Source organism: Oceanimonas sp. AH20CE76 (genome assembly GCF_039654065.1).
Taxonomy (GTDB): domain Bacteria; phylum Pseudomonadota; class Gammaproteobacteria; order Enterobacterales; family Aeromonadaceae; genus Oceanimonas; species Oceanimonas smirnovii.
Genome location: NZ_CP155481.1, coordinates 1,868,263 through 1,891,004, shown reverse-complemented (window position 1 = coordinate 1,891,004; position 22,742 = coordinate 1,868,263). Strand labels below are relative to the sequence as shown.

Below are 22,742 nucleotides of genomic sequence, written 5' to 3'. Positions count from 1 at the left end.
CGTGAACCGGATTTTAATGTTGATCATGCTGCTGGTGCCTGCTGCCGGTGCACAGGCAGGCACAGCCGTGTTTGCCGGCGGCAGCTTTTGGGTCATGGAAGCCCTGTTCAGTGGCCGGCCCGGCATTGCCGGTGTTGAACCCGGCTGGATGCAGGGTGATATTCGTCAGCCCCGGCGGCAGGTGGTGCGGGTGACCTATGATCAAAGCAAGCTGACCTATGGTGACTTGCTCAATCTGTACTGGCAGGCGGTAGACAGCCGGGACGCGAAGGGACAGTTTTGTGATCGTGGTCAGGAATACAGCCCGGCCATCTTTGTACAGGGCTCATTACAGTTAAAGTGGGCGAGACAAAGCAGGGCCCGATTGTTGCTGGAGCAAAATCAGCCACTGGCAGTACGCATTTTACCGGTGGGCCGGTTTGAGCCGGCAGAGCCCCGGCATCATGCCTTTGCGCAGCAGCACTCCTTGCTGTATTTCGCCTATCGTCAGGTGTGTGGCTACTCGAACGGCACCAAAATTAGCATGCAACCCTTGTTAAGCGATCTTCCGCCAGCCACTGAAGAATGACATCGGCAATGTGGCGGGGCTGATTAAGCGCAAGCAGGGGCACGGGTGCGCTGACGGCACTGCTGTCGGTAGCCACGGCAAGAATATGTGGATCATGCCGGCACAGCAGGGGTTTGCCATGAGCAGGGCGATGGATTTCCAGCTTGGTAAAGGGCTCATCCCGAAAGCCTTCAACCAGGATTAAATCCAGCCCGGGCTTGTGCAGCAGAGCCAGTGACTGCTGCAACGACGGCTCGTTACCGGCCGGATATTCCTGTGTGAGAATGCTGCGCCTGGGGCCGGCCAGCAAGGTCTGAGCGGCACCGGCGTGGCGCAGTTCATAGCTGTCTTTACCCGGGCTATCCTGCTCTACATCGTGATGGGTGTGTTTGATCAGAGCCAGGTTGAGCCCCTGCTCTGTTAACAATGGCAGCACTGCTTTCAGCAGCGTGGTTTTTCCGCTGCCGCTGAACCCGGCAATGCCCAGCATGGGGCAGCTTGTTGAAGCGAAAGACATTTTATACTCCGAAGAAATTGAGTCAGCGCACAGTGTGCCATGCTCAGAGCACTACGCCGATGCACAGGATCAATCATTAATGAATAATAAAGCGGGTGGCGCCATGAACGCATTATTTACCGGACTGACCGCGCTGATGCTGCTCAGTATGCCGGCCAGAGCCGACGACATTGATCTGCGTTTGCGCGGCCTGGACGGTGAGCTGAAAGACAACACGCAGATTTATCTGAATCAGCTGCCAGCCATCAAGGTTGAACAGCTGTCCCGTTTTCGTAATGAAATTATCACCGCCGTGACCGACAGTCTGCAGGCCCTGGGCTATTACAACCCGGAGATCGCGCTGCAGCAGAGCCCTGACAATCCTGACAGGGTAACCGTGCAGGTGAATGCCGGCGAGCCGGTGCGCATCAGCACGCTGACCGTGACGCTGAACGGAGACGCTCAGCAGGATCCGGCATTTGCCAGGCTGCAGCAGAACTTTGCCATTAAAGAAGGCGATGTGCTGCACCATAATCGCTATGAGCAGGCCAAAGGCAGCCTGCTGAGCCTGGCATTACGCCGGGGGTATTTTGATGCGGCTTATCAGCTGAGTCAGGTGCGGGTGAGGCCCTGGGACAAGGCGGCCGATGTGATCCTTGATTTTAATTCCGGCCCCCGTTATTACTTTGGCGAGCTGCAAATAGACTCTGACAGGCCCGCTGATCGGCTGGTGAAGCCGCTGGTGAACATTCATCCCGGTGATCCCTATCACGCGACACAACTGGCAGAGCTGAGCCGCTCCTTGTCTTCTACCCGTTACTTCAAGCAGGTAGAAGTGCTGCCCCGGGTGTCGGAGGCCGACGACGAAAACAGAGTGCCTTTGTCTGTGTTGCTGAAAGCCCGTGCCGATAACGAAGTGGAGCTGGGCCTTGGTTATTCTACCGATGAAGGCCCCAGAGCCTCGGTTAACTGGGAAAAGCCCTGGATCAACAGTCTGGGCCACAGTCTGAGTACCAACCTGAAAATATCAGCCCCCTCACAAGACGTGACCCTGGTTTATAAGATCCCCCGTGGCCATCCGCTGGAAGAGTATTACACCATTCAGGGCGGCTATCAGCGTCTGGATCAGGATGACACCGAAAGTGATCGTCTGGTGGCCGGTGTGCACCGCTGGAACATTGATGAAAATGACTGGACCCGGGACGTGTTTCTGCGTGCCGAGTATGAGTCTTATACCCAGGGCAAGCAGGAAGACTCCAGCTTTTTGCTGATCCCCGGCATCAGCTACAGCCGCACGCGGGTTCGTGGCGATCTGGACCCTTATTGGGGTGACAGCCAAAGCGTGACTTTTGAGCTTTCCGAGCCCTGGTGGGGGTCGGATACCCGTTTTGTGCGAGTTTGGGGACGCAGCAAATGGCTGAGAACCCTGACAGAAGATCATCGCGTGCTGGCGCGGGCCGAGCAGGGAGCTGTGTGGGTGGATGAGGTGCAGGATCTGCCGCCTTCGCTGCGCTTTTTTACCGGTGGTGATACCACGGTGCGCGGCTACAGCTATCAGTCTATTACTCCTGTCGATGCCAACGGTGACCGGCTGGGGGCCAAGTACGCCACTGCACTCAGCCTGGAATATGACTACCGGTTTGCCCCCAAGTGGCGGCTGGCCACCTTTGTGGATGGCGGTACCGCCACCAACGATTACCGTGACGACTGGAAAATCGGCACCGGCCTGGGCGTGCGCTGGCTGACGCCGGTAGGGCCGGTGCGGCTGGATCTGGCGTTTGCCGTGACTGAAGAAGACACGCCCTGGCGTCTGCACTTTACTCTTGGACCGGAATTATGATGCGACTGAAAAAGCTGCTGCTCGGGCTGTTTATTACACTGTGCGTGCTGCTGATGCTGCTGGCCGGGTTATTATTGACGCATGCGGGTAACCAATGGCTGTGGAGTCTGGCCAAAAAGCAGGTGCCCGGATTGCAGGGCACCATGGAGTCTGGCCAGTTGATGAGCGGCTGGCATTTTTCCGAGCTGGCCTATGAGCAGGACTCACTGGCTTTTCGGGCCAGTGAGATCCGTCTGGACTGGCAGCTGGGCAAGGTGCTGGACGGTCGTTTCTGGGTGCGGCGGCTGGCAGCGGCTGATATAGCAGTGGAAATCCGGGATTTGGCGGAAAGTGAGCCCGCGCCCGAGAGTGAGCCCATGACCAGCCTGAGCCCGCCGCTGACCATCGATTTGGATGAGGTGGTTGCCGACAGGGTCAGCATTACCTTACCCGGTCAGCAAATTGGCTGGCAAAGCCTGAAAGTGGCGGCCCACTGGAATAACGACGGCATGGTGATCACAGGCCCGCAAATGAGCGGCCTGCGCATTGAAATGACAGCGCCTGATAACACGGACACAGCCACATCACCGGCTGCGCCTCGTCAGGAGATTGAACTGCCGGAAATTGTGTTGCCGTTCCCGGTGAATATTGAACAGCTGGAATTAACCGACAGCGCCATCGTGCAAAACGGCCAGACCCAGGCGTTTCGCCGGCTGGCGGTGGCACTGCAAGGCGAGGGCAGTGTGGTGCGGCTGGCGCAGCTTGAGCTGGCCCATGCGTTTGCTGATGTCAGCCTGACTGCCGATGTAATCCTGAGCGGAGACTACCCGCTGACAGCAGCGCTGAATGCCAGCGTGCACGAGCCGCTGCTTGATGGCCAGCTTAACGGCCAGAAGGTGTCTCTCGACCTGAGCGACAGTCTGGCCAGCCTGGTCGCTGAACTGAGGTTGGAAGGGCCGGTAACGGCCAGTGCCAGTGTAAAGGCCGAACCTCTTAAGCCCGAGTTGCCGCTCAATGTGCTGCTCAGCTGGCAACAATTGGGCTGGCCCCTGTCCGGGCCGGAATGGAAGCTGGATGACGGCCGGCTGGAGCTTGCCGGCGCGCTGGAAGATTATCGGCTCAGCGTTAACACCACGGCCAGCGGCCCGGGAGTGTTGCCGCTGGGGCTCAGCCTTGAAGCCGGCGGGAATTTACAACAGGCGCGCATTGACCCCTTTACTGTGACCTTGCCTGAGGGCAATACCCGTCTCTCCGGCGAGCTGGACTGGAGTAAAGGCGTACGCTGGCAGGGTGATCTGGTGCTGAACGGAGTGGATCCGTCGGCTTTTGCCGAGGGCTTTGAAGGGCAGCTGAACGGGACCATTGCCAGTCGTTTTGTGCTGGAAGGCAGCCAGTGGCAGCTGAATGCCAGCCCGAATGTGACCGGCATTTTGCGCAACCATCCGCTGTCGCTTACCGGTGCCGTGGATCTTAATCAAGATCTGGAAGGCGAGATTGATAATCTGGCCCTCACCAACGGCAATAACCGCCTGACAGCCAGCGGCCGCATCGACAGCAACTGGAACCTGAAAGGTAATCTGAACGCGCCCAGACTGGCTGTTTATGCACCCGGGCTGTTTGGTGATCTGAAAGGCGACTTTGCCGTGAGCGGGCCGCGTAAAACGCCCAGCATCAAGGCCGGCTTTACCAGTCAACAGGCGGGCTTTAACGACGCCAAAGTCAGCCAGCTTGCTTTGCAGGCCAATGTAACCCTGGGTGATGATCCCGCCGGTGAACTGGCCCTGACCGTTAATGAGCTGAATGCCGGCGGCATGGCATTTAACAATCTGGCGGTGAATGCCGGCGGTAATAAGGCCTCGCACCGGCTTAGCGTAACTGCTGACGGTGAGCCGCTGGCGGTGGATGTGGCGCTGAGTGGCAGCCTGAACGACGCCGGCTGGCGCGGCCAGCTGCAGCAGGCCGGACTGAACACGCCGCTGGATGACTGGTCTGCGGCAGTGCCGGTGGCGCTGGCCTGGCGTAATAATGACGGCCGTTTTACTGCGGCTGCTCATTGCTGGCGCTCCCTTGATGCGGCCGTGTGTTTTGATGAAATTAACGCCAGTGCGCAGGCTGGCAGGGCCGGATTAAGCATTCGCGACTTTGATCTGGCCCGGCTGGCGGCGTTCTTTCCGGAAGGATTTGCCTGGGAAGCGGTGCTAGAAGGTCGGGTGAATGCCAGCTGGAAAGCCGGCGAGGCACCGCGGGTCAATGCCGATATCGGCACTAATGCGGGTGTGTTTGTCAGCGGAGATACCCGCCTTGGCTATGAGCAGCTGCGGTTACAGAGTGAAGTGGTGAATAACCGGCTTATCAGCAGCCTTAGCTTTAACTCAGAGCCACTGGGCCAGCTTAGGCTGAATGCCAATGTAAACCGCCTGGACGGTGCCCGCAATCTGGAGGGAAATCTGCGCATTACCGACCTCAGGCTGAACTGGCTGGCACCCTTGCTGCCAGAGGTGGCCAGGCTCGAAGGCGCACTGGAAGGGGATGTGCGGCTGGCCGGTACACTGAGCAACCCCATGATGTATGGCGATATTGCGCTTAACGGTGGTGAGGTGGATACCTATTCCGATATGGTGGTGGTACGCGATTTGACCACCCGGCTGTCGGTGCAGGGCAACCGCGCCGCCATAGACGGCCGCCTGCTGGTGGGTAAAGGGCCGCTCACCATTGAGGGGGAGCTGGACTGGAGCACCATGCCGGTTAACGGCGAAATACGGCTGAAAGGCAATGAGCTGGAAGCTGGCTATCCGGGCATGGGGCGGGTAAGAGTCAGCCCGGATTTACAGATTTCTCTGGGGGAGCAGGCCAGGGTGCGCGGCGAAATCTTTATTCCCTGGGCACGTATTCAGGTAAAAGAGTTGCCGGAAAGCGCCGTATCCAAATCGTCCGACGTGGTCATAGTGCAGCCGTCGGGCGTGATTCCTGAAACCGGCCCCTCATTGCCGCTGGATATTCGGCTGAAGGTGCGCTTTGGCGACAATGTGCGGTTGCAGGCGTTTGGTCTGAATACGTTACTGGCCGGTCAGCTCAGGGTGGTACAGCCGCCGGGCCGGATTATGCGTGGTAACGGTGAGATCCGTCTGGAAGAGGGCAAGTTCAAGGCTTATGGCCAGAATCTGGTGATCCGTGACGGCAGTATTCTGTTCAGCGGACCACTGGATCAGCCCAACCTGAAAGTGGAAGCCATTCGTAATCCGTCCAGCATGTCAGACAGCAGCATAGTGGTGGGCGTGCGGGTAACCGGTAATGCCGCTCAGCCCGAGCTGAAGGTGTTTTCGGAGCCAGGCATGCCTCAGGCCGAGCAGCTGTCCTGGCTGTTGCGTGGCCGAGGTCTGGAAGGCGGCGACGGCAGTGACGGTAACGCCCTGGTGCAGTCCATGCTGCTGGGTGCCGGTGTGGGTAAGGTAGGCGGCCTGGTAACAGGCGTGGGTGAGGCTCTGGGCTTTCAGGATGTGGCGGTAGACACCAGCGGCTCCGGTGAAAGCACAGAGGTGAATATCAGTGCCTATGTGCTGCCCGGCCTGCAAATTGGTTATGGCGTGGGAGTGTTTTCTTCCATTGGTGAGCTGCGCCTGCGTTATGAGCTGATCCCCCGGTTGTATCTGCAGGCCACCAGCGGCCTGAGTCAGGCGATTGATGTGTTTTACAAGTTCGAGTTCTGACCAACCCCACCCTGACCCTCCCCTTAAAAAGGGGAGGGAGCTTTGTTTGCTTCTCCCCCTTTTCAAGGGGGAGGCTGTGAAGGGGGTTAAAACACAGCGCCGGTTTTTGCCGGTGCGCTGATGCAGTACTCATGCTTTTTGGCATTGTCTTGGTTAAAGTAGAGCATCTGAAATTGCCAACCGGCTGTGAGTGTCTTTTCCGTTGATGATGTCTGTGCAATTGCAAAAACAAGAGCAACTGGCGCGCCTGATGCTGATGTGCATGGGCGTGCTGACTCTGTTTGGCATGCACCTGTATTTGCCCCACCTGTTTGGCACCGGACTGCAGCTGCCCTTTAATATTGCCGGCTGGTTCTTTGTCGGGCTGATGACCACTCTGGGGCTGTGGCACTGGCACCAGCGGCGTTTGCTCACCAGCCGTTTCTGGCTGGGAGTCATGGCAGCCAGCCTGTTGCTGTGGCTGCCGTTCTTTTACTGGCATAACAACTCGGTAGCAGGCCAGGCACTGCCGCGCATGCTGGGGCTGACCGGCGGCTTGCTGTTTTATCTGGCGTTGCAGCAATGCCGTTTTAATGAGCGCGGCCGGCGCTGGCTGCTCTATGGGTTGCTGCTGGCCATCAGTGTGGAAATGCTGCTTGGGCTGGTGCAGTTTTTTGTGCTGGAGCCCGGTAATATTTTTAACTACAACACTGATGTACGCTCGCCTTACGGTATTTTTCAGCATCGCAATGTCATGGCCAGCTTTGTGGCGACCGGTATGGTACTGGCGGTGTATTTGTGGCTGAACGAAGCCAAGTCGCCCTGGCGTCGGTTTTTATTTAAATCCTGCTGGTTTGCTGCTGTGCTGGCCGCCGGGGCCATGCTGATAGTGCTGCTGCAGTCCCGGGCCGGTCAGCTTGGCCTCTTGCTGGGGTTGTTACTGTTGTTACCGTTGCTGTGGCAAAGTTTGTTGCGCACCCGCTCCAAGCGGTTACTGGCCAGTCTGTTGCTGATTCCGCTGGGCATTGCGCTTGGTGTATTCGGGCTGGATATGTTCGATATGAGCAAACGCAGCCTGAATATTTACACTCAGATAGACGGCCGCTTTGATATTTATGCCCATGGCCTGCGCATGTGGCTGGCACAACCCCTTGACGGTTATGGCTATGGCAGTTTTGAGTCGGCGTTCTACCGCACCTATGCCGACTGGCGGGAAGCCACGCCGGGTGCCCAGCCGCTGTTTACGGAAATGGGACACCCGCACAATGAGTTTTTGCTCTGGGCCATTGAAGGCGGACTGGCACCCGTGCTGGGGCTGATTATCATGATTTGGCTGGTGATAAGGTTGCTGGCTCAGGTGCCCTTTGTGCAGGCGCTGGCCTGGGTGGGTATGCTGATGCCGGTGTTTGTGCACAGCCAGACCGAGTTTCCGGTTTATCACTCGCTGCCACACTGGTTAATGATTCTGGTGTTGTTATATGTGATTGATGCCGGGCACGGCAAACGGGTTATGCTGCCGGCACCGCCTCCCTGGAGCCGCTGGCCGGTGCGGGCTTGGGGGCTGGGGGTGATGTTGTTTATGGCCACCGGGCTTGTCGCCAGCCAGCAAATCACTGCCTACGCTCATGCCAAGGAGCGTGATCCGGCGGCGCTTGAGCGAGTGATTAATCCGCTTATCTGGCATGACAGAACGGCGTTTTACCGGCATCAGGCGAGGCTTGAACAAGCCATGCTGGCCTTTGACCGGCAGGCGCTGCTGGATTACGCCATCTGGGCCAGGCGTTTTTTACAGCACACGCCGAGGGCGGGCATTTATTATAATGCCTATCTGGCACTGATGCAGGCGGGAGAGCCGGAGCGGGCCGGGCTGGTGCTGGCAGAAGCAAGACGGTTATATCCCAATGTGGTGCTGCTGCGAGAAAGCAGCATTAACCGGGCCCTGACCCACCTGCAGCAGCTGAATACGGGGATGAGCCGGGCCCGGCTGAATGACTTTGTGCCTTTGTATGACAATTTACGCCCTGCCATCGGGGGCGCTTATTAGCCCTGTGCCGGGGTCATGTTATAGCCGGTAAAGTCGTGTGCACCTTCCAGCTGGCTGACGGTAATATTCTGTTGCGACCAGTCGATGGTTTTGCCGGTGGCGGCATAGAGGGTGTCGTTGATGTTGTCGGGAGTCAACTCGGGCTGATGCTCGGCACGGCCGCCGGGCAGATAAATGGTGCCGTTGGAGAAGTCCACCGCAAAGGCAATCACGCCCGGCACCAGAAAGAACAGCAGACCCACGCCATCAGCAATGGCCACCACAGGATCTATGCGGCCGCTGCGCTGGCCCTTGCGCTCCGGATAAAAAATGGTGCCGCAGGCAGCCAGCTGGGTAGTGAGTATGCCGGCCAGCGCCAGTACCATGGTTTTTTTTCTGAGTGTTGTCATAACGACTCCTTGAATGGAAGTAACCACAAGAGTGTATATAACAATACGGTGATCTGAATCCCGTTGCTGCTGGCACCGGACAAAGGCTGGCGAATAAAACTCACCAATGCAAAAAGCCCACCGTAAGGTGGGCTTTTTGAGGATGATTTGGTCGGCGTGAGAGGATTTGAACCTCCGACCCCTGACACCCCATGACAGTGCGCTACCAGGCTGCGCTACACGCCGAGACGTCATTCGTGATGACGGAGCGCATAATAGGAAAGCCGCCCGGTGCTGTCAATACGAATTCGTGCATCAACAGATTAACTGCTGCTAATTTGTACGTTTGTGGCGTTCAGTATCAATGGCTTAGTCATTCACTTGTGAGTATGACAGGCTATAATATTCGCTCTGCCGCATTGGCCGGCAGGCCACCCACTGAAGGAGACAGGCAATGGCAGAAGAGACCATTTTCAGCAAGATCATTCGCAAGGAAATTCCCGCCGACATTCTGTATCAGGATGAGCTGGTCACGGCCTTTCGCGATATCTCTCCCAAAGCACCCACCCATATTCTGATTATTCCCAATGCGGTGATCCCGACGGTAAATGACGTGACAGCCGAGCATGAGCAGGCACTGGGCCGGTTGTTTACCGTGGCCCGCAAGCTGGCGGCTGATGCCGGTATCGCCGAAAACGGTTATCGTCTGCTGGTAAATTGTAACCGCCATGGTGGCCAGGAGGTGTATCATATTCACATGCATCTGCTGGGTGGTCGCCCGTTAGGGCCCATGCTGGCACAATAAGGAGCTGACATGACTGCTTTTCGTATTGCGACGCTGGCCTCTGCCGTGCTGGCGCTTACTGCCTGTTCGTTGCCCAACCCCTATTCGTCCCAGCCGGCACCGGTCACCCCGGCCACGCCCGAGCCGGTGCGCCCGCCGGTGGTGACGCCGCCGCCGGCCCCGCCGGTGATTGACTTGCCAGCGCCGCCGCCGGCCCCCATGCCGGAAGCCAATAATGCCACCCTGCAACAGCTGGCAGATAACCTGGCGGCCCGGCTGCGCGCCAGTGCGGCCATTAACGAAGTCACCGGCCCCGTTTTGCTTGACGATATTCGTAATGAGGCCGGCAGCCCGGTCGATACCCGCGGCCTGACCGAGCGTCTGCAGGGGCAGCTGAGCGGCTCCCTTAACTTTATTACCGGCCCTGAAGTAAACAGTTTGCGTCAGCAGCTGGCTTATCAGAGCGGCCGCGCCGATATTGCCTCGCTGGTGCGTCTTGGCAAGCAGAGCGGAGCCGGCTATCTGCTTTCCGGCAGTCTGAACCGGGCCGGCAGCGGCTTTAAACTGCAGGCCCAGCTGATGGAGCTTGCCAGCGGCGAAGTGCTGTGGTCCGACAGCGTCAGTGGACGCTGAGACGCTGCTGCCTTGCCTGCCGGCCAGGTGGCGCGGCAGGCTGACTCCGTTAACAGGCGGACTGACCAACCGCTGCTTTCATCTGGCCACAGGGCAAGGACAGTTCTGGTTGCGACTGGGGTGTGAACAGCCAGCGCGACTGGGCATTAACCGCCACCATGAGCTGACTGCCCACCGTATTGCGGCAAATGCCGGCCTGGCCCCGATCATTCGGTTTGCCTACCCTGAGGCGGGCATATTGATCCTGGACTGGCTGAATGAGCCGGACTGGCGTACTGAGCCCGGATCGACCGGCGTGCTGATGCGGCAAGCAGCAAGGCTGCATGGTCTTGCTCCGCCGGCGCTGCCAGCCCTGGAATTATCCGAACGGGTGCGGTTTTATACAAAACAACTGACACACATACCACACTGGCTGACGCCGGTGCTGAGTGCTTTTTGTCGTCCGGCACTGAACCCGCGTTTTACGCCTGTGCTGTGTCATTGTGATTTAACCGCCGGCAATTTGATGGGGCAGCGGCCCTGGCTGCTGGACTGGGAATATGCGGCGCTGGCAGATCCGGCCTTTGAGCTGGCAGTGATTGCCGACGACAGAAACCTGAATAATGACGAGTGCGCTGTCATGCTGGCCCACTATCAGGCTGCCGGCGGCAACATGAGCCTGAGCAGGCTGCAGGCACGGCTGCCCTGGGTGCATTTGCTGACCCTGCTGTGGGCGCTGGTGCAGCATCAGCATACCGGCGAAGCGGAGTATGCCGCCCGGGTGCAGACTGCCCGCAACAAGTTAATGTTTTTTCTGTAATAAGTTATTTCAATACGGCCGCAGGGCGGCCCCGGAGCAAACATGGGACCTTTTCTTCTTGATGTAAACGGCTGCGAGCTGGATGCCGAAGAGCGTGAGCTGCTGGCCCACCCCAGTGTGGGCGGGGTGATATTTTTCGCCAGAAATTATCATGATCGCAACCAGCTCAGCGCCCTGGTCAAGGCCATTCGGGCGGTAAAGCCCGGTCTGCTGCTCACCGTGGATCATGAAGGCGGCCGGGTGCAGCGTTTTCGCGACGGCTTTTTTAAGCTGCCGGCTCCGGGCAGACTGGTGCAGGTGGCTGAACCTCAGCGGCAGCAGGTGTTGCAGGATGCGGGCTGGGTGATGGCCGCCGAGCTGCTGGCTCATGATATTGATCTCAGCTTTGCGCCCGTGCTGGATCTGGAGCGGGGCAGCGAAGTGATTGGGGATCGCAGTTTTGGCCGGGATCCGCAACCGGTGATTGAACATGCCGCGGCTTATATTGCCGGCATGAAAGAAGCCGGTATGGCGGCGGTGGCCAAGCACTTTCCCGGCCATGGCAGTGTGCGTGCCGACTCCCACAAAGAAAGTCCGGTAGACGAGCGCGCGCTTGCCGACATAGAACAGGCCGACATGGTGCCGTTCAAAACCCTGATTGCACAAGGTGCCATTCAGGGCGTGATGCCGGCCCATGTGATTTATGCACAGGTGAATGACAAGCCTGCCGGTTTTTCCGGGTTCTGGCTGAAACAGGTACTGCGCCGTCAGCTTGGTTTTAACGGACTCATTTTCAGTGACGACCTCACCATGGAAGGGGCTGCCGTGGCCGGCGGCTATGCCGAGCGCGCCGCCCAGGCGCTGGCGGCGGGCTGCGATCTGCTGCTGGCCTGCAACAACCGGGCGGGAGCAATCAGCATTATTGACAGCCTGCCGCATCACCTGCAGCGGGATCTGTCTTCATTGCGCAAGAAAGACAATGCCGGCCCGGCTCACCTCTATTCCAGCCGGCGCTGGCGCGAGGCCACCGACCGGCTGGAGCGCATTCAGTAATAGTTATTTTTATGTAAAAATAAAGTTGTGGATTCAGCGACAGCTTTTACAATGGTGCACGCCTCGGCCGGGGCGTCATCTGTAAGAATCTTCCGCTATGGCTCTGGCATAGCAGCAGGTTTTTATCTTCACGAGGTTAACGAATGAAACGCATCATAGTAGTGGGCGGCGGTGCCGGCGGGCTGGAGCTGGTGACCAAACTGGGCCGCCAGCTTGGCCGTAAGGGCAAGGCAGAAGTGATTTTGGTAGACCGCAACCGTACCCATTTATGGAAACCCCTGTTGCACGAAGTGGCCACCGGTGCCATGGACACCGGTATGGACGGCCTCAGCTATCGCTCTCAGGCTCATAACCATGGTTTCAGTTTTCATCTGGGCACACTGACCGATATTGACCGTGACGCAAAGCTGATCAAGCTGGCTCCGTTGTATGACGATCACGGCAAGCAGGTAGTGGGGGAACGCACCCTGAATTACGACACGCTGGTGATGGCGCTGGGATCCGTGTCCAATGACTTTGGCACCAAAGGGGTGAGCGAGCACTGTATTTTCCTCGACAGCCCCCAGCAGGCAGAGCGTTTTCACGATGAGCTGATGAACCGCTTTCTGCAATATGCCGAAAGCGACACCGTGGATGAAAAAGTGGATATTGCCATTGTAGGCGGCGGTGCCACCGGGGTGGAGCTGTCTGCCGAGCTGTTTAATGCGGTGGAGCACCTGAGTGCCTACGGCTTTAAAAAACTGAACCGCAACTGCCTGCGGCTGACCCTGGTGGAAGCGGGCCCGCGCATTCTGCCGGCACTGCCCGAGCGTATCTCTGCCATGGCACATAAAGAGCTGCGCGAGCTGGGGGTGGACGTAAGAGTGGGCACCATGGTGGTGGAAGCCACCAACAAGGGGCTGAAAACCAAAACCGACGAGCTGATCCCGGCCGATTTGATGGTGTGGGCCGCGGGCATTAAAGCGCCGGACTTTATGAAAGACATTGCCGGGCTGGAAACCAACCGCATCAATCAGCTGGCGGTAAAAGACACGCTGCAAACCACCCGGGATGACAGCATTTTCGTGATTGGTGACTGCGCTTTTTGCCTGCAGGCCGACGGCAAGCCGGTGCCGCCCCGGGCTCAGTCTGCCCATCAGATGGCCAGCCTGGCCTATGACAACATTATCGCCAGCCTGAACGGCAAGCCGCTCAAGCCTTATGTGTATAAAGATCACGGCTCTCTGGTTAACCTGAGCCGTTACAGCACGGTAGGCTCCCTGATGGGCAACCTGATGCGCGGCTCCATGATGGTGGAAGGCCGCATTGCCCGCACTGTGTATGTGTCGCTTTATCGTATGCACCAGGTTGCCTTGCACGGTTACACCCGCACCGGCCTGATGATGCTGGTGGGCCGTATTAACCGTTTTTTGCGGCCACGGCTGAAGCTGCACTAAGGAAACCGATTAATGAGTAATGAGCAACATCGCGAACAAGTAAAAGCCGAGCGCCACCAGCAACGGCAGCAAAAGGTAAAGGAAGCAGTGGATGCCAAAGTGGCCGCGGCCACCGACGAGCGGGGTGTGCTGATGGTGATCACCGGCAACGGCAAGGGCAAGAGCACTGCCGGCTTTGGCACAGTGGCGCGGGCCGTGGGACATGGCAAAAAAGCCGCCGTGGTACAGTTTATTAAAGGTGGCTGGGACTGCGGTGAGCGCAATCTGCTGCAACAGGCGGGTGTGCCCTTTGTGGTCATGAACACCGGCTTTACCTGGGAAACCCAGAACCGGGAACAGGATATAGCCGCCTGTGAGCAAACCTGGGAGCCGGCAGAAAAAATGCTGGCCGACCCAGGTATTGATCTGGTGCTGCTGGACGAGCTGACCTATATGGTGGCTTATCACTACCTTGATCTGGACCGGGTGCTGACAGCGTTAAAAAACCGGCCTGCGCATCAGCATGTGGTGATCACCGGCAGGGGCTGCCACAGAGCCATTATTGAACTGGCCGATACGGTCAGCGAGGTGCAGTCGGTCAAGCACGCCTTTGAAGCCGGCGTAAAAGCACAGGCAGGATTTGATTACTGAGAGTAAACATGGAAAAACTATTTGAAAAGTTAATGTATGCCTCCCGGTGGATTATGGCCCCCATTTATCTGGGGCTGAGCCTGGTGTTACTGGCTCTGGGTATTAAATTTTTCCAGGAAATATTTCATATTCTGCCCAATGTGCTGGAAATGAAAGAAGTGGACCTGGTGCTGGTGACCTTGTCGCTGATCGATATAACCCTGGTGGGTGGATTAATCATCATGGTGATGTTTTCGGGCTACGAAAACTTCGTGTCACAGCTTGATGTGGATGAAGACGACGACAAGCTGGGCTGGCTGGGAAAGCTGGACGCAGGATCGCTCAAGAATAAAGTCGCAGCTTCTATCGTAGCTATTTCATCTATTCATCTGCTGAAGGTGTTTATGAATACCGAAAATATTGCCAACGATAAAATACAGTGGTATCTGCTTATTCATATTACGTTTGTGCTGTCTGCTTTTGCCATGGGATATCTCGATAAATTAACCCGCAAAGACAAGTAAATATCATCTGCCGCTCAGGATGAGCGGCCATTTTCCCGCTTCATCAGCACAAAGGTGAGGTACATTTTGGTGGGCAGAGACAGGATCATGCCAAAGGCTACACAGCCGGCGCTGATCAGAATACCGGTGATACCAAGCTGCTCCATGTAATGACTGTTATGCAGATATATGCCTGTCAGGATCAGGCAAACACCAATGATCATGGCAGTTTTCAGCACTCTGATTAATCGTTTGTCGGTCATACCGGCTCCTGCATCTGGCTGTTACCTTACAGCCTAGTACACAGCAGCCGGTATGAGCTTGATGCAGATCAGCCGATGGTTTTTGCCACACTGCGAATATGCGTGGCCAGAGCCGCGAGTTCGTCGTCGTTGGCCCTGTGGCTGTCGTGGGAAGACAAATACCCTTCATATTGCTCAAAGTACTTTTCCCGCACCGACTCTATGGCCTGAAACGCCGAACTGCTGCCGGTGCCATGCATGGGAAACAGCTTGCTGTGCAGATGATCCACGCCATAACCTTCAAAAAACAGGCCGGTACGGGCCACATCATCAAAGGATTGATCCAGCAGCCTGGCCACTTTTTTGGTGGCGATAATCAGCTTGCTCAGCACCTCATCAGGGGCATCAAAGGCATAGCTGGGGTGATGGGCCTTGGGGATCACCACGGTAAAGCCTTTGGTATTGGGAAAAATAGATAAGAACGCCAGATGTTCGTCGTCTTCCCATACTTTATGGCAGGGTGCCTTGCCGGCAATAATATCGCAGAAAATACAGCTCATTAATCACGTTTCCTTGGTTATTGCTTATTTTTAAGCCAGCTCAGGTAGCCTTGCATAAACTGCTCAAGCCGCTGTTGATGATCGGCACTTTTCAGTTCGCCGTTGTCATCAAAGGCGGTGTGGGCAGAGGCCAGCAGATAATCGGGCTCCAGATAAACCGGCGACAGAGTGGCGGCCAGCACACTGCGCAGGTGCATTTGCGCCCGGGCACCGCCAAGGGCACTCATGGAGGCACTGAGCACGGCGCAGGGCTTGTGGGTAAGCACGGAATTGAAGGCCGGCCGCGAGGCCCAGTCGAGGGTGTTTTTCAGCACACCGGAAATGCTGTAGTTATATTCCGGTGTAGCCAGCACCAGGCCGTCGGCCTGTGCAATGGCATCCAGCAGCGCCTGCACCGCTGCGGGCTTGACGTCACCGTCCAGATCACCGTTATAGAGCGGCACTTCAGAAATATCGAACAGCGTGAGCTCAACACCTTCTTTTGCTGCTACCCCGGCCGCTACCTTCAACAGTTGTGTGTTCAGTGAACCGGCCCGCAGACTGCCGCTTATGCCTAATAGTTTCATGGTTTTCTCCTGCTATTTTATGAGTAAATCGAATGCACAGTGATAAGCGTAGACAGTAACAGGGTAACGAATCAATAGCGATTCATGCCATGAAAGATGCCACCAAACACAGCACCCAGAATGGCAAATATGATGGAAAGAATAATAAATGCAGGAATGGAAGCAATGGCAAATTTAACCATAAATACTACCATTGACATAAAGGGCATTTTAATGTCTGTAACAATAATTTCCTGTTTGTTGTTTTCCATTCTTTTTTCCTTTTATAAAAACGATATGACGTCAGCCAAGTTCCTGAGTGACCCGTTTGAGCGTATCAGGATTAATATGCAGTTTAAATGAATTTGAAGCAGCTTCTACAGTCACTGCCACCACAATGCCGGCAAGCATGATTCCCAATATGGCAATAACAATGGAAATAAAACGGGAAGAGCCATGTTTTGGACGAATGTCACCATAGCCCACGGTTAACGCAGTAATAAAAGCCCAATACAAGGCTTCGGATTTTCGCCAGCCATCCAGCCGGCTGGTGATCAGCGCGAGTAATGTGATGATCAGAAACAATAAAATAATAACAGGGCCAAGGAAGTAAAGGCTCAATGCAAGCATTTTGATAAAGCTGATGGAAAGTTCCAAGTTTAACCTTTTTGTGTTTTAAGGTGAATCTAAAGTTTTCTGGCTGTTTTTATTTGGGTGTCACTGTAATTATCAGGTTAATGATATTTTTTAACTTGTTTTTATAACTATAAAATAGCTAGTCAGGAATACGGTTAGTAAAGGAACTTTAATAAGTGTTATTGAATTGAGGGGGTTAAGTGAAAGAGGTAATAAAAGTGTCTTGAATTTATGCTTAGTTGATGTTTCTTTTATTTTTTCTATTGCAACTTCTCTAAGATTTTTTATTGCAGCATGATTTTCCTTTTATCATTTCATCTAATGAGTACTCTTGTTCCCCGTGACGGGGGCAGATGTAAATGACTGTCATATTGTTGGTTATTACTTTGATGTGGTATTTCTTTCTATAAATCTTATATAGCTTAGATCTTTTTTCAAAAAATTATCATTTTTTTTGTTGTTTTTAAATTTCAGATTTACTTTTCCTGAGTGACACACTTCTTTTTCTCTATGGTGTTGAGTTTCATTTGAAGTTAACTTCAACTCTTTTCTGATCTTTGTTACGTTGTGAGTAATATTTTCCCATGTGCAGTTGTATACCTTGGTGGGGTATCTTGGAAGTTTTTGTTTAGTTCGCAGGTAAGGGTTTTCTATATACCAAGCGCTATATCCTTCCTCTGATAAATTAGCCTCATTTGGTATGTTTTTATGTAGGTGATAAATAAAATTTTTATAATTGCATAAATCATGAAACTCTAAATACTCCGCAAGTTGGTCGTTTTCTATCAACCCAATTTTTTCGTTATTATTTTTTATATCATCGATGATGTTTGAAGGATCTTCTAAAGAGTTATCTTTTAATTCATCTGATAGTCTTTTCTTTACTAGACCGTTAAAGCGCTCCCAAGACACACCTATGTGCTTGTGAGGTGCCTGAGGTAATTCCAATGCATACACTCGGTTTGGGTGATTTTTATACCATTGTTGGTAGGAGATATTATCAGTCAGAAGATTTCCTGACTCAGCTTCACCTGCTAGAAAGTCAATAAACTCTTCAAGTTTATATGGTTTTCTATCCAAGTTCTCTGTTGCTGATGGTGATGTTTTTTCGATATTAATAGAGTAATCATCTTCATCTTCTATTGGTATTCCACTCAGATACTCAATTAGAATGTTTTCTACCTTTCTTCCTGATCTTGTTCGCACATCTAATATTGGAGATTTAATTTGATCTATGCTTTTTATACCAAAGCCAATGGCACTGAGAATACTTTCATATTTTATTTTTTCATTTTCAATTACTGCGTTTAAGTAATCATTATTTTCTTCACTTTTTTTGGCGAGATTACCATCGTTAACAATTAACTTTTTGTATCTTCGTAAGTAAGCAGCTTTTAGCCAAAAATGTCTTTCTAGATAGTCCAAATGAGGTATATCTGATGCAAGGCTGTTGCATTCACTACAGCAGCGAACTAGAGTCTTTTTTACTTCATCGTACTCAATTGGTATTTTTACATTTAATGCGGGTACATGGTCCCATTCTAACTGGAGGACTACACTGGCTTTCCTGCCACAGTAGTGACAAAAAGTAGTATCTTCGTGCAATGACATTGGATATATTTTTTTATAGCCAACGTTATTTATTTTCCTATGGTTCATTTAAACCTGCATTTTTTAATCGAAGGTGAATTAATTTCCCGAATGTGGGAGTGTTGATTTTATTGATTCTCATTCGGGTCTCGGTAAACACTATATTATGGTTGCATCATCCAATTGTAAATTTATTTTAATGGCTAATATGTGAGTGGATTTTTATTATTAATGTATGTTGGCCAGCATATTAACTAAAGCAGTGCAAAGACTTTTTCCCTCAAGGCCGCAGCTATCATGGCCTAATCTATTGATTTTTCAACGCTACCGCCCGGACGTTTCAGGCCGCCATCTCCTGCACCCACAGTTTTCAAATGTGTCTATTTTGGCCGTTGGGAGAAGGGAGGGCAAGTCATGCCGGAGTGATAACTTCAGGCGACACACTAGGGAGCGTTCTCAATCATGCCAACCATATCACTGTTGATACGAGGTGGAGCATGGCAGTGTTTCGCGACACGTTCATATCGTGTCGCGATACGACGGTAATGCTTGAACTTCTGGAAAGCGCGTTCAACCAAATTACGCTCTTTATACAGCGCCTTATCGTAATCCCGAGGGCTGCTCCGGTTCTTCCTGGGTGGGATCACCGGATTGGCACCACTGGCACAGATTGCGGCCACGAAGTTATCCGAGTCATACCCTTTGTCGGCTATCACAACGTCCGCTTCCAAGCCTTCAATCAACTGATTGGCCTGACCATATTCCGACGCTTGTCCGGGCGTTAATAGTACGCGAACTGGGTTACCCAACGCGTCGACAGCGAGGTGAATTTTGGTGCTCAGTCCTCCTCGCGACTTACCTTGTGCTTGTTCGTCGCGTTCTGTTTTTTTGAGGCCCCATGCTGATGGACCCGGACGATACTGCCATCGACCATCAGGTGTTCAAGGTCGGGATCGTCCGAGACGGCTTCCCAAATACGTGCCCATACGCCTTTGTGTGACCAGCGGTTATAGCGAACATAGACCCGGTGCCAGTGGCCAAAGGAGGCCGGCAGGTCCCGCCAAGGCGCTCCTGTTCGAGCAATCCACAACACGGCTTCAACAAAAAGACGGTTATCTTTTGCGGTGACCCCACAGTCACTGGCCTTACCCGGAAGCAAGTCCTTGATCCGTTCCCACTGGTCATCTCTCAGTACTGTACGCTCACTCATTTACACTCCGAAGGCCCTGATGCAGTGACTATCGGTAGGAGTTTACACTAATTGAGAACGCCACCTAGCTTGCAGAGTGATGGGGGGTTGTCATTCCGGACGTGATCCGGAATCCATTCATCAAGCCACGCAGTAGCCTGCGAACTGGACTCCGGCCTTCGCCGGAGCGACAAGCATGGGCCGGAGCGATAAGTATGTGGCCGGAGTGATAAGTATGTGGCCGGAGTGACAGGTATAGGGCTTGGAGAGCAAGAGAGCCGGCATAACGTGGGTTAGTCTTCACCCACGCCGCGCAGCAGGCGGCGAATATAGAGCCAGAGGATCAGGGCGATAAAGGGTACTGATATGCTTAATCCGGTTTCCATCAGGTGGCGGTGCTCTTCGTTTTCCACCAGGTTGCGCAGGGTACGGTCGATCAGATCAAAGGCGTAGTAGGTCACCACGATAATGGTGAAGCTTTCCAGTTTGGCCTGCAGCCGCAGTTGTTCGCCGGCGCGTTTGGTGAGGCTGCTGAGCATGTCGCGGTTTTGCTGCTCTACCGACAGATCCACCTGAGAACGCACCAGTTGGGTGGTGCGGGCCAGCCGGCGGGAAAGCTGCTCGATGCGCTGGCCGGCAGCGCGGCAGGTGCGGGTGGCGGGGTCCAGCCGCCGATCCATAAACTGCTCCACGGTCTGGCGGCCTTCTATGCGGGTTTCCCGTAGCTCGGCAATGCGCTTGTTCACCAGGGTAAAGTAGGCCTCCGCCGCCGAGAAGCGGTTGGAGGTCTGGGCCGACAGGGTTTCCAGCCGCTCGGCCAGATCCATTAATTGAGGCAGCAGCACGGAAGGCTCTTCTGAAGACACCCGGGTCGACAGCTCCACCAGCTCGGTTTCCAGCTGGTTAATATCGGGCACTACCTTGTTGGCCAGCGGCAGTGCCAGCAGCGCAGCGTGGCGGTAGGTTTCAATTTCGCAAATGCGCTGCAGCAGGCGACCGGCCTGGCGCAATTGCAGGCCGTGATCTTCCACCAGCACTCTGACCATGCCGGTATCTTCCCGTGGGTAGAAGTCGGTCCAGATCTGGCCCACCTTCGACATGACCATGGAGCTGTTGACCTGATTTTCGCCAAAGTGCTGCTCCAGCCAGCTGGTCTCGTCGGCACCGGCCTCGTGATCCCGAAACAGGATTTCAGCACCACATAAAAAACGCCCGGGGGCGGTTTCCAGCCAGGCCGGTGGCAGCTGTGGCAGCTCAAGAGTGTTAAGCGCGGTGAGCGTCAGGGTATAAAACTCATGGTGGGCTTCAAAGCGCAGCGCCAGCTGTTCGTTTTCTCCCTGCCAGAAGCGGGATTTACTGATGGTTTCAGTCAGCTTGAGCTGTTGGGTGAGCTGATGAATGCTGTCTCTCAGTGCTTCCAGCGGCGTGTCGTCATACATCACCGCCAGGTGGCGCATCGCCAGCGGCGCCTGCAACATCTGAAAGGGCCTGGCGTGTACCTCGGCAATAATCTGCTCCCGCAAAGGGTGACTGCGCATTAATACTCCTTTATGTGCTGTCAGTCTTGTGGAGCGTAATTTAACAGAATTTTGTGACAGGGCTCTGGTTTTTTGAGCATTAACCCCACCCCAGCCCTCCCCTTAAAAAGGGGAGGGAGCCTCTTTACGATGTTCCCCTTAAAAAGGGGAGGCGACCCATACGCTCCTCCCCCTTTTTAAGGGGGAGGCCGGGAGGGGGGTTGGCCCATTCCCTACTCCCTCAAGTTTTCAGCCAGCTCTCTGGGGTAGCCCCGGGCTTCGGCGAGTTGTATGGCAGTGGCCTCTACTTCGGCGGCAGTTTGCCGGCTGACCAGTGTAATTTCCGGGCTGAGCGGGACCGTGTGGTTCAGCCAGCCCAGTTCGGTGAGCTTGCCCACAATACGGTCGGCGGCGGTGAGTGCCGAGCTTGCCTTTACAATTTCTACCCGGGCGTAGTGGTGCCCTTCAAAGGACACATCGGCGGCGCGCAGTCTGGGATCGCTGCCCGGAATTTGCTGAGCACCAAACAGCGGTTTGCCGGCGGGGGTGGCGCGGGCAAAGTCGGGCAGCAGTCGCGCCATATGCTCAATGGCACGCTGGGTGCGTGTTCGGGCTTCATCGGCGTTCCAGCCTTCGTTCAGTTGCTGGCGATAGGCCTCCGGCAGGCGCGGCTGGGCGCTGTGCGCGGGGTTAGCCACCAGACCGTTCTTGAACAGAGTAATGGCGTCGGTCATGCCGTGCAGCTGAAACAGGCCATTGGGGTAGGGGGTTAACTGGGCCATGCCCTGGGGCGTGCCGCGCTCGCCGTGAAAAATCACCTCGGGCCAGTGGGCAGACACAGTCCAGCGGGCCAGATAGGCGGCCTTGTATTCCACCAGCCGCTCACGACGATAGCCGGCCATATCATCCACCAGACCGGTGCGAAAGCCGCAGGCGTTTACCAGAAAGTCCACTTCATCCATGCATTCGCCCTTTGGCCCCACGCTTTGCACCAGCCAGCTGCATTCACGCTGCTCAAGCCGAGTGGCACGGGTATTCAGGCGCAGATCACACAAAGGGGAACGGGTTAACGCAAGAGTGGCGGTGGCGGCCATGCGAAACAGGCTCCAGCCGTATTCCTGCACCAGAATAAGCGGAAACTTGAGGGTGTCGGCATTCAGCTGGTGCGCCAGCGGGATCATCCAGTCGTCATGGCACTCGGCACGGACCGGCAGAGGCCGCTTTGCCAGCGCTTCGAATTCTTCGCGCTCATAGCAGCGGTAATAATCACCGGGCTCGCCCAGCATCTTGTTAGCCGGGTTTTCAGTGACCAGCCGCTGATATTCCCGCGCCACCTGGCGCAGCCGGGGCAGCAGGGCGTTCGGGTTGCCGGCATCGGTCACCGGTACCGCAATCACGGTGGGGCGGCGGTTAATGCTGTGAGGATAGGCCCGCACCGAGTCGATGGACTGGCGCAGCAGGGTCAGACACTGCTGATCGCTGATCTCCCGGTACAGGTTGCCCCCTGCATGCAAATGGCAGAACGGCGGCCCGTTTACCAGGCCGGTGCTGCTTTCCAGCAGCAGGGTGTGAATGCCCATATCGGTGAGGCGCAGTGCCACTGTGGCACCGGCAATGCCGCCACCCAGAATGCCTACCCGAAGCGGGCGCTGGGCATAAGCGGCGCAGGATTGTGTGTTCATTACGTCTCGGTCAGGATCAGAATAT

The 22,742-nt window shown here is 55.0% G+C and carries 21 protein-coding genes, 1 tRNA gene and 1 pseudogene; 11 read left to right on the top strand and 12 right to left on the bottom strand.

The window, feature by feature from the left end:
• The first annotated feature begins 16 nt into the window (after positions 1 to 16).
• The gene (locus N2M06_RS09195; RefSeq protein ID WP_317074998.1) at positions 17 to 568 is read left to right on the top strand and encodes a peptide-methionine (S)-S-oxide reductase; all 552 of its coding nucleotides are present in this window, start codon (positions 17 to 19) and stop codon (positions 566 to 568) included.
• Here N2M06_RS09195 and mobB read toward each other — a convergent pair.
• Positions 519 to 1,064 carry a molybdopterin-guanine dinucleotide biosynthesis protein B gene (gene mobB / locus N2M06_RS09190; RefSeq protein ID WP_317074997.1) on the bottom strand — a complete coding sequence of 182 codons (546 nt, stop codon included), beginning with the start codon at positions 1,062 to 1,064 and terminating at the stop codon, positions 519 to 521. The genes N2M06_RS09195 and mobB overlap by 50 nt on opposite strands.
• A 103-nt stretch (positions 1,065 to 1,167) precedes the next feature.
• Here mobB and N2M06_RS09185 point away from each other — a divergent pair, with 103 nt between their 5' ends.
• The 3 genes from N2M06_RS09185 to N2M06_RS09175 all read left to right on the top strand — a co-directional run bounded on the left by N2M06_RS09185 (position 1,168) and on the right by N2M06_RS09175 (position 8,592).
• Positions 1,168 to 2,883, top strand: coding sequence for an autotransporter assembly complex family protein (locus tag N2M06_RS09185; RefSeq protein WP_317074996.1), 1,716 nt, complete (start codon positions 1,168 to 1,170; stop codon positions 2,881 to 2,883).
• Positions 2,880 to 6,569 (top strand): translocation/assembly module TamB domain-containing protein, encoded by a 3,690-nt coding sequence (locus N2M06_RS09180; RefSeq protein WP_346350603.1) that lies wholly within the window; start codon positions 2,880 to 2,882, stop codon positions 6,567 to 6,569. The genes N2M06_RS09185 and N2M06_RS09180 overlap by 4 nt, the downstream gene beginning before the upstream one ends.
• Positions 6,570 to 6,759: 190 nt before the next feature.
• Positions 6,760 to 8,592 carry a Wzy polymerase domain-containing protein gene (locus N2M06_RS09175; protein ID WP_346350602.1) on the top strand — a complete coding sequence of 611 codons (1,833 nt, stop codon included), beginning with the start codon at positions 6,760 to 6,762 and terminating at the stop codon, positions 8,590 to 8,592.
• Here the strand turns inward: N2M06_RS09175 and N2M06_RS09170 are convergent.
• Positions 8,589 to 8,981: a hypothetical protein gene (locus N2M06_RS09170; protein WP_019935476.1), complete on the bottom strand. Its 393-nt coding sequence runs from the start codon at positions 8,979 to 8,981 to the stop codon at positions 8,589 to 8,591. The genes N2M06_RS09175 and N2M06_RS09170 overlap by 4 nt on opposite strands.
• Before the next feature lie 148 nt (positions 8,982 to 9,129).
• Positions 9,130 to 9,206 (bottom strand) — tRNA-Pro (locus N2M06_RS09165).
• A gap of 208 nt (positions 9,207 to 9,414) precedes the next feature.
• Between N2M06_RS09165 and hinT the strand changes: the two genes are divergently transcribed.
• From hinT to N2M06_RS09130, 7 genes are all read left to right on the top strand, one after another.
• A complete protein-coding gene (hinT, locus tag N2M06_RS09160) occupies positions 9,415 to 9,765 on the top strand; it encodes a purine nucleoside phosphoramidase (protein WP_346350601.1) in 351 nt (116 codons plus the stop codon).
• A 9-nt stretch (positions 9,766 to 9,774) separates the two neighbouring features.
• Entirely contained in the window at positions 9,775 to 10,377 is a 603-nt protein-coding gene (locus tag N2M06_RS09155; protein WP_019935478.1) for a hypothetical protein, read from the top strand.
• Complete coding sequence (locus tag N2M06_RS09150) at positions 10,367 to 11,176, top strand: choline kinase family protein (protein WP_346350600.1); 810 nt, start codon at positions 10,367 to 10,369, stop codon at positions 11,174 to 11,176. The genes N2M06_RS09155 and N2M06_RS09150 overlap by 11 nt, the downstream gene beginning before the upstream one ends.
• Before the next feature lie 42 nt (positions 11,177 to 11,218).
• Complete coding sequence (gene nagZ, locus N2M06_RS09145) at positions 11,219 to 12,208, top strand: beta-N-acetylhexosaminidase (protein WP_346350599.1); 990 nt, start codon at positions 11,219 to 11,221, stop codon at positions 12,206 to 12,208.
• 143 nt (positions 12,209 to 12,351) lie between these two features.
• The gene (locus tag N2M06_RS09140) at positions 12,352 to 13,644 is read left to right on the top strand and encodes an NAD(P)/FAD-dependent oxidoreductase (RefSeq protein WP_019935481.1); all 1,293 of its coding nucleotides are present in this window, start codon (positions 12,352 to 12,354) and stop codon (positions 13,642 to 13,644) included.
• Between the two features lie 12 nt (positions 13,645 to 13,656).
• A complete protein-coding gene (gene cobO, locus N2M06_RS09135) occupies positions 13,657 to 14,274 on the top strand; it encodes a cob(I)yrinic acid a,c-diamide adenosyltransferase (RefSeq protein WP_019935482.1) in 618 nt (205 codons plus the stop codon).
• A gap of 8 nt (positions 14,275 to 14,282) precedes the next feature.
• Complete coding sequence (locus tag N2M06_RS09130) at positions 14,283 to 14,777, top strand: TIGR00645 family protein (RefSeq protein ID WP_019935483.1); 495 nt, start codon at positions 14,283 to 14,285, stop codon at positions 14,775 to 14,777.
• Between the two features lie 14 nt (positions 14,778 to 14,791).
• Here N2M06_RS09130 and N2M06_RS09125 read toward each other — a convergent pair whose 3' ends face one another.
• From N2M06_RS09125 to N2M06_RS09085, 9 genes and pseudogenes are all read right to left on the bottom strand, one after another.
• Positions 14,792 to 15,019: a hypothetical protein gene (locus tag N2M06_RS09125; RefSeq protein ID WP_346350598.1), complete on the bottom strand. Its 228-nt coding sequence runs from the start codon at positions 15,017 to 15,019 to the stop codon at positions 14,792 to 14,794.
• Between the two features lie 68 nt (positions 15,020 to 15,087).
• Positions 15,088 to 15,558: an HIT family protein gene (locus tag N2M06_RS09120; protein ID WP_346350597.1), complete on the bottom strand. Its 471-nt coding sequence runs from the start codon at positions 15,556 to 15,558 to the stop codon at positions 15,088 to 15,090.
• Between the two features lie 17 nt (positions 15,559 to 15,575).
• Complete coding sequence (locus tag N2M06_RS09115; protein ID WP_346350596.1) at positions 15,576 to 16,124, bottom strand: NADPH-dependent FMN reductase; 549 nt, start codon at positions 16,122 to 16,124, stop codon at positions 15,576 to 15,578.
• A 71-nt stretch (positions 16,125 to 16,195) separates the two neighbouring features.
• A complete protein-coding gene (locus tag N2M06_RS09110) occupies positions 16,196 to 16,375 on the bottom strand; it encodes a hypothetical protein (protein WP_019935489.1) in 180 nt (59 codons plus the stop codon).
• A 31-nt stretch (positions 16,376 to 16,406) separates the two neighbouring features.
• On the bottom strand, positions 16,407 to 16,760 hold the full coding sequence (locus tag N2M06_RS09105; RefSeq protein WP_346350595.1) for a potassium channel family protein: 354 nt from the start codon (positions 16,758 to 16,760) through the stop codon (positions 16,407 to 16,409).
• 360 nt (positions 16,761 to 17,120) lie between these two features.
• The gene (locus N2M06_RS09100) at positions 17,121 to 18,398 is read right to left on the bottom strand and encodes a hypothetical protein (RefSeq protein ID WP_346350594.1); all 1,278 of its coding nucleotides are present in this window, start codon (positions 18,396 to 18,398) and stop codon (positions 17,121 to 17,123) included.
• 391 nt (positions 18,399 to 18,789) lie between these two features.
• Positions 18,790 to 19,539 (bottom strand): annotated as a pseudogene (locus N2M06_RS09095) (IS5 family transposase).
• A 272-nt stretch (positions 19,540 to 19,811) separates the two neighbouring features.
• A complete protein-coding gene (locus tag N2M06_RS09090; protein WP_346350593.1) occupies positions 19,812 to 21,056 on the bottom strand; it encodes a DUF3422 domain-containing protein in 1,245 nt (414 codons plus the stop codon).
• 212 nt (positions 21,057 to 21,268) lie between these two features.
• Positions 21,269 to 22,717: an FAD-dependent oxidoreductase gene (locus N2M06_RS09085; protein WP_346350592.1), complete on the bottom strand. Its 1,449-nt coding sequence runs from the start codon at positions 22,715 to 22,717 to the stop codon at positions 21,269 to 21,271.
• Positions 22,718 to 22,742: the final 25 nt, after the last annotated feature.